Here is a 12,193-nt window from a genome sequence, read left to right as displayed (position 1 = left end):
CTATGCAAAAGTCTTCTCTTTTCTATTCTTTAGTTTGACACCTCATATTTTCTACAGCTTCAATAATTGCAGCATTATTTGCCTTTTTATTTTCCCACTCTATCCAAAAATTTTTAGTTGCACTAATAGGTTTTAATTGTGGCATTTTTAATCTAATTCTACTTGGCAATAATATTGCATCTCCAACCGCTATTGCTTCTCCTACATCTAATAGAGGTAGTTGATCTAAAATACCTTTTAATGCATCTGGTAGTAAATTTCTTATTACAGACTTATCTCTGTCATTCGACAATCGTAGTACCAAAAAATTATTACATTGGCTTAAAATTGTCTTACTTACATCTGAAGGTCTCTGACTAATAACAACTAAAGATATCCCATACTTTCTACCTTCTTTTGCAATTCTCTCAAAATTCCCTAGCGCTTGTTTTTGAACACTATCAGCATCCTCTTGTATTGGAAGATACAAATGAGCTTCATCGCACAAAATAGCGAAAGGAGTTCTTTTTTCTTCATCCATCCATATTTGCACATCAAACAGTAATCTTGAAATGATTCCAGTAACTATAGGCAAAACATCGGAAGGTACTTCTGAAAAGTCAATAATTTTTATACCTTTTCTTTCGTCATCTACGCCAATCATCTGACACAACAACTTGGATAGCCAATCATAATTTAATGTATTAATATTTGGCTGAAACAAAAATCCATATCGTTTATCCAGAATCTTTGTCTCCAGTCTAGAAATAAAACGAGTTAACTTACCTTCCCAATCGCCTTTTACTGGTTGCCCTTTTGCACCAATGCCTTTTTGAGTATCATCTTTTTTCAATTCTACAATCAAGTCTTTAATATCGAAAGGAATTGGAGAATCGACTGTAAATGTACTTAAAACTTTAGTTTTATTTAATTTTCTTAAAGAATCTTCTTTCAAACTTCTTACGTGAAACGTAAATCTAGAAGCTTGATTGGGAGCATTACTATCAGATCTGTCTAACACCATAGATAACATTTCATCTCTATTTAATAACCAATATGGCAAGAAAACATATTTTTCATCATCATTTTCTAAGTCTCCTGGTCCTGCAATCTTATAATAATCAGCATATTTCTTGTCTGTATCACATAATGACTTATATTCACCATGCATATCAAGAACAATAATATTAGGATTATTAAGTTTGCTGGCTTCCTCTATCAAGTTTGCAACACACCAACTTTTACCTGAACCTGTACTTCCCAAAATAGAAGCATGTCTTTGAAAAAATTTATCGCCGTCTAAAATTGCAGTAGCATTGTCATCAATTGCAAATTTTCCTATAACCAATTGTTTTTCCAAAGAAACATCATCACTAATAATATTCATAAATAACTTTAAGTTATTACCATTAATCGAATAACAATGATGTGTAATTTGTGGGAAAGTATCAATTCCTCTTTTGAAGCAATTTTTAGTATCTCCATCGACAGTTTTGTATGTTCCGATTAACGAAACTTGAATTACATCTGATGAAATGTATGCTTCTCCTTCAAGGTTTTCATTATATTCATCCGTTGAATCTTCTAATTCCATTAATTCATTCGCTTTTCGTCTTACTTTATCTATAATTCCAATTGTAAATTCAAAGGCTCTTGTGGTTTGAATAGCAACAATACTACCAACATTTAATAATGATATTTTCTCATTATCCTCTACTTCAATTAAAACCTGATTAGTATCCACATAAATAACGGAACCTATTGTATCATTTTCTTGAAACACTAACTTATCCATCAAAACACCTCCTTAATTAGTTCAGATATATCCCATATTTTTTTATCTTTAATTTCATGCGTTTGTTTTTCAAAGTAAATTCTTGTTCCACAACCCTTATCATTTATTTTCATTTCTTCTATAGCTATAGTATTTGGCGAATTGTCAACAATTTTTTTTGCATTATCATATAAGGTTCTGGTTACAATTAGTTTAGGTTTGGAAATATTTTCTGGTTTATTTAAATGAGTTTCCAAATGGTTATCATTAAAACCATACCCAATAAAAATCAACCTTTTTGCATTATCTATCTCCTGCCCCATTTTTCCAATATGATAATCAAAAGGTTCTTCATATCCTTTTTCATATTTATTAGAACCTGGGGTAATTATACACGGTATACCACAATTCATATGATTTATTTTATTAAGTTTTCCATTGATGAGTTTCCAATTAATAGATCCATGTGGTTTATATATTTTTATATGTGGCTTATAGTAATTCATAGGTTTCTTGCCTTTTTTAATACCTCTAATCATTTCTTGTTCAGCATTTTCAGGAGAATATACAGAAATGATTTTCCCACAATATGAATCCGAATAGCCCAATCCTTTGATCTCACAAGCATACTCTATTAATAAATCATAATTAGTCGTTATTACATTTAAATTATACAAATCAACATTAAAGCATGATAAATACTCAGAAAATCTTAATGTTCTACCTTTTTCTATAATTTCCGTAAAAATTGATATATCTTCATTGGAGATAAGTTCATATGCAGTCTCAACAATTGCTTTTTCAATATTACTTGTTACTTTATTTTGTTGTAGTGTAGATTCTAAATCTGTTCCTTTATTTAAGGTTTCTTCTATGCTTCTCCAATATTCCATATCTGTAGTACTTAGCTTCTTAGGAACATCTTTAATCAGTTTTTCAGATAGTGTTTTCATTCCTGAAATGCCCTCAGCACAAGATAGTCCAGAACCTACTATTGTTACAGTTCCTTGGTCAAAGAAACTTTGGATTTTTTTCTTTAGATTATCCATATCTATATCTATATCCATCTTCTTCCTCCTTTAAGTAAAATATATCACTCTACTCTATTCCTCCTTAGACTATTCCATACATCATATATTTCATTAATTTCAGATTTATTGAACCCTGATAATGGTTGAATTAAATTGTCCACCCATTTTACAATTTCTGTGAACTCATGGTTTTCTCTAAGTTTTTCATCTATTTTTTTTGAGATTTCAATATAATCTAACCCATTATTAATTTTAGGTAATCTAACATTTTTTAAATCACCTGGCAATATTTCTAAAGCTCCACCACCAAAAACTCTTCCTTCTAGTTCAAAAGATAGAAGTGATACTGAGGAATAAAATAATACCAATGCTTTTGCAACATCAATTCCTTCATTAAATCTGATTCTGTGAAAAGTATCTGTACTCGTAGCTTTAATTTCATTTTTGACTATCTTCGGAAAATTCCCCATCCTTCTAAGTAAAAATGCATCTGGAATCCATATAGATGGAACTTCGTACCATTTATCTCTTAAACCTAATTTATATCCTTTATGTTCGCCTCTACTTTCCACTTCATTTATATATTTTTTTGCACCTCTATTTAATTTCCTGTTATTGAAATCTAATAGCCAAACTTTTCTACCATTTAAACTATTATATGAAATATCATTTTCTGTATAAAACAATCCAAAAACATCTAAACTTCTTCCAACCAAAGGAACTTTATAATCATCTAAATTATACTTATTAACCGTCTTATTATTTACAACAAAGATTTTATTATTTCCAGTGGTAATGCCCACTTCAATGGTACTAATATCTTTGATTGAGGTAGTCTCATTAATAAATTTATCTTCATAGAATTTCATAAAGCTTTTGCTTAACAAAAATTTTCTCCATTTGTCACTATTGTCAAAATCATAATATTCAAATGGAGTAGCATAGATTTTATTGGATAATTGAGACATATCTTTTACATTAATATTCCTTATTAATGTTTTTTTGCTTTCCATATCTCTTTTTATACCAAAAATAAGTACTACATCCTGTTGTATTCCAGAAAACACAATGTTATTAAAACGAATAATAGTTACTTCTTTTAGTTCCTTGAAAATAAACTTTCTAAGCTCCTTAGCATAAGACACTTGCAAAAGATCCGTTGGCAAAACAAATGCAAATTTTCCACCCAAACTTAATAATTCAATACTTGCTACTGTAAAAGCAACCCATGAATTTATCAATTTATTAGGTTTCATGCCGTTGCGTTTTAATATATCACTTTGATAATTTCTCTGTTCTTCTAATAAAAATTGATATCTAATATACGGAGGATTTCCTATTACAGCGTCATATTTAATTCCTCTATCTTTTATCTCTTCATAAAAATTATAAAAATCATCATTTATAACCTTTGTATTATCAATAGCTTTGATTTTTTCACATTCCAAAGGATCAATTTCAACCGCTGTAACATTTGCTTTATTTGCAAGTTCAACTATCTGTTTTACAAATCTACCATCTCCCGCTGATGGTTCTAATACATTAAAAATTTGTTGTTTATCTATAATCCAGCTTGTAAGGAAATCAACAATTTCAAAAGGTGTATAGAAAACGCCGTTTAATTTTTCTTCTGTTTGCTTACTTTTAACATTCATTATTTTCTTCCACCTTTAATTCTATTAATTCGTCTATTTTGGTATTTATTTTTGATATCATATTTTCTTTAATTCTTAAATTAAGTTCTTTTTTTCTTGAATCAGTCTCATTTTCTATCTCTTCATTTATAGTATTAATACTCTTTACCAATTCAGAAATTCTATCAAAAGCTTTATGTTCATATTCATTTTCAAAATCAATTGGTAGAAGCGGTATATCCTTGTACATATTTGTTCCGTGAGTGTAAAAACCTCCTTCAAAATCACTGCCTATAGTTTTAAAAATCTCATCTGTAAACCAGTGACTAAGCCAAGCTTGAATATATTCCAAGTTGTATTTTGAATTATCTCTCAAATACAATCCTATATAACCTGCTGTGCCTCCCGATGAATATGCAATATTATTCCTATCTATATTAAAGTTTGGTTCTCTAGAAAGCACTCCAACAATTATTTTTTCTTTATCAACTTCCCGTAAGGCTTGAGAGCGACCATACTGATACCATTCAAAATCACCTTCATTTCCTCTTACATCTCGTTTACCTCCTAAACTTTTTGGAAGTAATTTATCTTTAAAATAGTGTAGATATCTCCATGTATTTGGATAATTTTCTTTCATCTCTTTTTCATGTATGATTTTTCCGTTAATATATGGGAAAATCACATAGTTTGTTGATTTTAGATTTTGATATGACTTATTTGCCCCATCACTTTTACTTGGCAAATAATATTCTCTCAATAGTTCTATCTCTGCTTTGAATTTCTGTCTATCTTTTATAAATGTAACTACGCCATTTTCATTTGAAACTATTGTATTTTTCGGTATTATATAAACATCATTCTTACTAGTTTGTATACCGTTAGTAGGTATTATTTCTTCCTCAATACAAGGAAAATTTTCTTTTGCATATTCATACTTCTTAAGAATTGCACTATCATCTGTTAAAAACCAATGTGAAATATCTAATTTTGAAATATCAAAAATTAATCCATTTTTATTATTATAAATATCTTCTGGCGATGAAACTTTCGTATATTCAAAAGAATTTCCATAATTCTTTTCTAGTTTTAAAACACACACATAGTTAATAACACCTTTAAACAATTGTTTGCTTCCAAAATCAAAAATTTTAGCTATACACTTCTTCTTTAAAAGAAAATCTCTTAATTTCAATGCAGATGCAACATTAAAAAATTTGTTTGGAACTATAAGTACACCTTGTCCATCTTCTTTTAATAGGTTTACTATTCTCTCGATGAATAAAAAATATTTATCATACTGTTTATATGCACTTTCATATTTCACTTCATATGCTGATATCTCTTCTTTAGGAGTTGAATTAATAACGTCTTCTTTTTTCAAATATGGAGGGTTCCCAATAATAATATCAAACTGCATCTGCCTTTCTTCTTCACTTCTCATAGGCATAATCTCATACAAATCATCTTTATTTACAGATACTATATCTATATCAGCATCACTGACTAGCGAATTCGCACATACAATTGTTTTAGTAAGTGATGGTAATATTGGTGAAATATCCTCTATTCGTTCCCTATCTTCATTGGATAATAACCTTAATAATAAAGAGAATCGTGTAAGTTGAACTGCTTGATTATTTATATCAAATCCTAATAACACCTTTTCTATCAACGCTCGTTTAACAGCAAACGGCACCACTTTTTCATCAATAAATTCGCTATTTTTATCCGCATATAAATCTACTAAATGTCTTTCTAGAAAATTATAAATCTCAATCAAAAAAATCCCAGATCCAACAGCGATATCAATTATTCTTAATTTCAGTATTTCTTCAACCGATTTTCCAATAATTTTATCAGATATAGCCTGCTTTACCATTGATACTGCTATTTCATCAGGTGTAGATATTACAGATTTGATTTTTGCACTTTTCGTTTTCTCTAATGTTGCTATTCCATCATTAATTACAATTTCCTGTTGCAAAAAATTTTCATATATCTTGCTTAAAATCGATAAATCAATTACAGAAAAATCATACGAAACATCAGGAAAATATAAATTTTCTACTATATTACTTAAAACATTTTCACTCAAATCTGTTATTAGGCTATAGTTTTTAAATAATTCCGAATTATATTTTTTATCTAGTGCTTTGAAATAATCTTTATAACTTCTATGACTTAGTATTTCATTTTTTAAGCTATTTTGATTTTCAAATCTATTATCTTCTGCGAACCTCAAGAACACTAATTGATTTAAAAATGTCTGTATACATTCATTAATGTTTCCATATGAATTTATATTGCAACCAGAACTTAATAAATCATTTGCAATCAAAACTCTCCAACCATTCAACTGATCTAAAAAAACTTTATCTAAAGATGTTTTAGTTGCATCTTCTGGTCGTATAGAATCTATCCACTTATTAAATGTTCCGTTAACAAGACTCTCTCTTGATAATAAACTATATATTTCTTCAAATTTTTCTTCATACTCAGAATAATGATAAAGTTTATATCTATACTTACCAGCAACATCAGATTCTCTGGGCATTTCATAAGTTAAATATATTGCTAAATATTCAAAATTTGTAAGTAACGAAATATCATGTCCAGCATTCCATCCGTATCTTCTAGCTTGTAAAGCTGGGGCTTCTTCTAAACTGATATCAACACTAACTTTTTTTGCTTCTACATAGAATTTGCTCATTCCATTCATTCTAATTGTATAGTCTGGTCTATCTTTACTGTTAACTGTAGAATATTCTTCTGCTACAACTTCTCGTTCCTTAAATGATAATCCGTCGGGATTAGAAATATCCCAACCTAGTAACCTTAAAAAACCATCTATATATTGTTGTCTAGTCATCTGCTCATTAAAATTATTTTTTTGATTTTTATAGTATGGCAAATTTTCTGAAAAAACATTCACAAGTCTATTTAACTCCTGCTTCTTCATTTCTAAATCCATATCATTCCTCCACGCATTCTACAATTTCAGAAATATCACACTCTAAGACATTGCATATCCTTAGCAATACATCAGTAGTAACATTTTCTCCATTTTTAATCTTGTAAAAGGTACTCCTGCTTATATTTGCTTGTTCCATAAGTCCTGTGTTTTTCATATCTATATCAATCATTTTTTTAAACAACTTTTTATAACTTAACTTTGACATCACTAATCTCCTTTCTAATTACGAGTAGTGTCATTTACTTATTCATTATACCAACAAAAGTGTAGTCAATTGAAATATTTTATTCTTTTTTCTCGTACAAAATTTTAATTTTAAAAAAACTGTGTAGCCCGAAGACTACACAGTAATATTTTATCTTTCATTTTCTTTGCCTATTTCTTTCTTTTCTTTAGATATATCTTTAACTTCCACTCTATAACTATTAATAGCACCTATAACTGACTCTTTTTTCTTCCTTTTGTCTCTACCCCGGTACTCATTCATGTTATTTTTTAGATGTTCCAATTCCTCATATTGTACTGATAATGAATTATGTTTCTTCATAATCTCCTCTTGTTTAGCTTGCAATTCTTTAGAATGTTCATTTAATTTCCTGAAAAGATTTTTACCGGATTTGTTCTTCAATTCTCCCAATACAGTATCTTTCAAATGAGGAAATTGCTTAAGGAAAATATCTGTTTCTTCATAGGATTTCTGATAGGCTTCTATATCTTTTCGATTGATCATCATATAAATTTTATCGTTCGGATTTTTTCGATAGCCTTCATAATGTTCTCTTTTGTTGATACAGATTTGAATATGCTTAACGACTTCTTTTATCCTCTTTTGTTCCCACGAAAGTTTATCAAATTCTTGTTTCAATTCATTTTTTTGAAATGATATTTTTTGAATTCCTTTTTCCAATGCTTCCATAGAGTTAAAGCTTTTATCTCTTATTTTTAATAGAATTTTGGATGCTACTTGCATGTTGGTATGAACTACCCAATCCTGATTTCCATATTTGGTTTTATCAACAAACTCTCCTATTTCTTTATCTTTATTTCGGATTCTTTCTTTGATTTTTTCTTCTGTGTAATTATCCCCTATGGTTTTCGCTCGGGTAAATCTCTGCTGATTTTTCTGTTTGAAAGCAATATGCTTTCCAAACTTGATTTCATATCCATATTGTTCCATTATTTTAAGAAAATGTTCCCAGTTTATTGCTTTTTGGATTACTCTATCCATATCAAATTGAAGTCTTGATTTATAGCTTTTTCCTTTTTTATCTTCATTCCAATCATACCAACTTACAAATTTTCTTTGCTTAATCTCGTTGATTTCTTTTTGTGCTTCTTGGTCGATGACAGATAAATTATGCTCCTTGCAAAGTCTGTCGCTTTGGTTTCTGATATTCATATATGAGCCGTAATAAGAATGATAAACCTTGCCCTCATCCACATCTATGGAATTAAAAATGATATGATTATGAATATGGTCTTTGTCGATATGAGTCGCTAAAACATACTCATATTTCCCCTCTAAAATTTTATCACAAAGTTCAATTCCCACTTGATGTGCTTCTTCAAAACTGACTTCTTCCTGAACAAAAGATTGAATCAAATGATGTGCCAACATCTTTGTTCTTGAGCCAAATTGTTTCTTGGTAAGTTCAAATTCTTTATGAGCATTTTCTCTGCTGCACAGGTGCGTTGTAACATAGATTTCATCATCGGTTTTATCTCCGTTACAGATATAGTCTATCGCTTTTTTCAGAGTAGTCTTAATCGGATGTATCTTTGTAACAGCCATTATCCGATTACCTCATTGATGATATAGTCGGAAACTTTTTCTCTAAATTCTGCAAGAAATGACAACTCTAGTTCTAATCCAGAATGGATTAATTCAATATCTTTTTTGTAAATTACTCCTGTACTGTTTATATGCTTTGTTATTTGATTTAAGTTTGCTGAATTTCTACTTACAAGAGAAGATAATTCTCTTAATTCTTTTCTAAAAGCTCCTGATATATCAATGCTGATAATCTTGTTTTTAAAGATAGCATCTCTATAAAATTCTCGTTTATTCTTAAAATTTGTTAATGCAAATCTTCGATTTAATTCTTTCATCTCTTCTTCGTTCACCATAAAATGAACAGTACAATTGTTTTTACGATTAACTGTCTTTGGCATTTTTCATCTCTCCTTTCTTTTTCGGGGTCTTAGGGTTCTCCCTAAATATTTCAAATTTGAGTTATCAAATTTCAAGCCTACTTTTTGAGTGTGGTCAAAAAGTATATGCTTGCTATCTACCTATAATTCATACTTTTTATAAATTCATCTTTAACTTACACAGAAAAAAATGGATGTAGCTTTTCAGTTTACCGTTTGCACCGTTCATACCGCACGACATCCCCTTACACATAAAACATCAAACGGTACGAACGGTCTGAACGGCATTTTAGTAAATTACATCCTCCGAATTATATTTAACTTGATAGTTATTGTTGTTTTTGCCTCGCTTCATTGTAATGCTGATTCCATTTTTTCTGAGAATATCTTTATTACGATTTAAGGTCTTGCCGAATTGCTGCGGACTTTCTATCTCTAATTTTATCTTTGAGCAAATATCAACTATTGTTCCATCTATTTCTTTTAATTTAGGCATAAGTTGAACTAATCTTTGAATGGACGGTTCCAGCATTTCAATCGGATCCACTTTATCAAGTTCCAATATCTTTCTCACAGGATGTATTTTTACCTGATAGGCTTTCGATTCAAAGAGCCTGCTTGTTACATCCAACTTGAATTCTGTATCAAATTCCGAAGCTTTATCAATCGCAATGATGGTATCTACCGAGCCGGATAAGGCTTGAGAACCTATCACTTTTTCACTCACACTTTTGATAGATGAATCCTTTTTTGTGTGATACATCATAATAAAAGTGCAACCATATTTTTCTATAAGCTCATAATATTTTGCCATAACCTCATAGGTATCATTGTAATCATTGGCATTATATTTTCTGTCATATTTTATCTTAGAAAAGGTATCAACCACGAACACCTCATAACCCAATTCAACATCAGATTTTATAATTCTTTCAAACTCATCAAAGTCTACATAACTTGTTCCTTCATAAAATTTCATAGTGTTTGAACAAGGTATATCTAATCTCTTAATTCTTTCTTGAATAAGTTTTCCGGATAGTTCGTTACAATAGTAAACAACATTTGTTTTACGCACCTTGTTTTCAAGAAAATCAATTCCTTCATTGATACATATCCCAAGATTCAGTCCTAATGCCGTCTTACCTTTTTTAGGTGAGGCTACAATCAATGTAATGCTTTTTCTTGCAATAATGTTATCAACAATATACTTATCAGAGGCATCAAACTCAGTGTTTATCGTATATGCTTTCAACGAACTGCCTCCCTTGTTTTTCTGTGATAGTTATAATTCCAATAATTTGTTCCGCCGACTTCCTGTGCTTTTTTTATACTTTGATTCAGATATTTAAGATACGCCGCTTCCGTCCTTCTTTTGCTCATATCTCCCAAGCGATTCAATGCGGATTTTAGAAATATTTCTAACATCAAGTCTGCATTTCCGTGTGTGAAACTGTTCAGTATAAGGAGTAGCTGAAAATCGTCTTTACTTGCATCACCTGTGGAATATTCTCCTCTAAAAAGCTCTCTGCCTTTGCTATTTGTCATATAGATTGCCTTTAAAATTCTTTCAATATCCGGCACATCACTATCTATATTTTTATAATAGGAAATTCGTTCTCTTAACGTTTCTTTAAGAGCATATTTTTCATAATAGAGATTTAGCTTATATTGTTCATTCTGTATTTCTGTGCAAGTTCCTATAACATCACCGGTCATAGCAATACACTTATTTGACTTATACATTTCAAAATGATTAGTTTGATTGTTGATGTTCTTATGAATTCTGCCTTCAACAAAAATGTGAACTCCGTTTTCTGATACGGAAATCTCCTTATAGGTTTCTGCAAAATTGCTTATGATATCTTGTACCTCTTCAAAATTATCTTTAACCTTATCTAAATCAATGCAGACAAACGGATCATCTTCAGTTAAAACAAATGATAGTCCATCGCAATCGCTTCTTTCCAAACCATCTAAAGCTGTTTCAAAGCTTGTCCAATTTTCTTCTTTGTTCCACTCATTCGATTCACAAGTAGTTGGACTGATTGGAATCTTAACCATTTTTATATCTCCGTTTTTATCTTTGTTATGGTAAATCTTGAACCATAACCACTGTTTACGTTCTTTTAATTCCTGTGGAATGTTGTTAATGTAATTTTCTTTATTTATCATTTTTTACCTCCATAATTGTGTTGATGATAGAAGTACAACCTGATAAAATATTTTTTGAGATTTGCAATCTTATCAGGTTGCTTCTTGGCTTTATCTATTGCCGTAGATAGAGCCATTTTTATTTCTATTTACCGTTTCAAACATTTCCAGAATATATGCCAAAAGTTCAAGTTTATTTTCATCCATATCGCAGTCCAAATTAACATTTTTAAAATATTCTTCAAGCATATTCAGTTTTGTTTTAAGTTCGTCAAACACTCTTATATTTCCCAATACCTCAACTCTATGATTTAGGCTCATTTGAATCATATAATCCTGTTTGTTTAATCCCGATAATGCTATTTTCTCTTCCAATAAACTTTTTTCTTCAGGAGACATTCTGAAATTCACTATAATATTTCTCTTCCTGTTTTTTTCGACTTTCAGCTTTCTACCTTTTGTTCGTAGACTTTCTCTTTTAAAAATCTTACTCATC

Annotated in this window: 10 protein-coding genes; all 10 read right to left on the bottom strand. The window is 29.9% G+C overall.

Annotation, left to right across the window (positions count from 1 at the left end):
* Window positions 1-22: 22 nt before the first annotated feature.
* The 10 genes from O1Q80_RS04640 to O1Q80_RS04595 all read right to left on the bottom strand — a co-directional run bounded on the left by O1Q80_RS04640 (window position 23) and on the right by O1Q80_RS04595 (window position 12,192).
* The gene (locus O1Q80_RS04640; protein ID WP_386695971.1) at window positions 23-1,774 is read right to left on the bottom strand and encodes an ATP-binding protein; all 1,752 of its coding nucleotides are present in this window, start codon (window positions 1,772-1,774) and stop codon (window positions 23-25) included.
* Window positions 1,774-2,820 (bottom strand): SIR2 family protein, encoded by a 1,047-nt coding sequence (locus O1Q80_RS04635; protein ID WP_386695969.1) that lies wholly within the window; start codon window positions 2,818-2,820, stop codon window positions 1,774-1,776. The genes O1Q80_RS04640 and O1Q80_RS04635 overlap by 1 nt, the downstream gene beginning before the upstream one ends.
* A gap of 26 nt (window positions 2,821-2,846) precedes the next feature.
* The gene (locus O1Q80_RS04630; protein ID WP_386695967.1) at window positions 2,847-4,439 is read right to left on the bottom strand and encodes an Eco57I restriction-modification methylase domain-containing protein; all 1,593 of its coding nucleotides are present in this window, start codon (window positions 4,437-4,439) and stop codon (window positions 2,847-2,849) included.
* A complete protein-coding gene (locus tag O1Q80_RS04625; RefSeq protein ID WP_386695965.1) occupies window positions 4,429-7,392 on the bottom strand; it encodes an Eco57I restriction-modification methylase domain-containing protein in 2,964 nt (987 codons plus the stop codon). The genes O1Q80_RS04630 and O1Q80_RS04625 overlap by 11 nt, the downstream gene beginning before the upstream one ends.
* A 1-nt stretch (window position 7,393) precedes the next feature.
* Window positions 7,394-7,600 (bottom strand): helix-turn-helix domain-containing protein, encoded by a 207-nt coding sequence (locus O1Q80_RS04620; protein WP_386695964.1) that lies wholly within the window; start codon window positions 7,598-7,600, stop codon window positions 7,394-7,396.
* 150 nt (window positions 7,601-7,750) lie between these two features.
* Complete coding sequence (locus O1Q80_RS04615; protein WP_386695962.1) at window positions 7,751-9,187, bottom strand: relaxase/mobilization nuclease domain-containing protein; 1,437 nt, start codon at window positions 9,185-9,187, stop codon at window positions 7,751-7,753.
* Window positions 9,187-9,567: a mobilization protein gene (locus tag O1Q80_RS04610; RefSeq protein ID WP_386695960.1), complete on the bottom strand. Its 381-nt coding sequence runs from the start codon at window positions 9,565-9,567 to the stop codon at window positions 9,187-9,189. The genes O1Q80_RS04615 and O1Q80_RS04610 overlap by 1 nt, the downstream gene beginning before the upstream one ends.
* A gap of 268 nt (window positions 9,568-9,835) precedes the next feature.
* Window positions 9,836-10,798, bottom strand: coding sequence for an AAA family ATPase (locus O1Q80_RS04605; protein ID WP_386695959.1), 963 nt, complete (start codon window positions 10,796-10,798; stop codon window positions 9,836-9,838).
* Complete coding sequence (locus tag O1Q80_RS04600; protein WP_386695958.1) at window positions 10,795-11,718, bottom strand: DNA primase; 924 nt, start codon at window positions 11,716-11,718, stop codon at window positions 10,795-10,797. The genes O1Q80_RS04605 and O1Q80_RS04600 overlap by 4 nt, the downstream gene beginning before the upstream one ends.
* Before the next feature lie 90 nt (window positions 11,719-11,808).
* The gene (locus tag O1Q80_RS04595; RefSeq protein ID WP_386695956.1) at window positions 11,809-12,192 is read right to left on the bottom strand and encodes a hypothetical protein; all 384 of its coding nucleotides are present in this window, start codon (window positions 12,190-12,192) and stop codon (window positions 11,809-11,811) included.
* Window position 12,193 lies beyond the last annotated feature (1 nt).

Source organism: Lonepinella sp. MS14435 (assembly GCF_042485795.1).
Lineage (GTDB): Bacteria > Pseudomonadota > Gammaproteobacteria > Enterobacterales > Pasteurellaceae > Lonepinella.
This window is presented reverse-complemented; position numbering and strand designations above follow the sequence as displayed.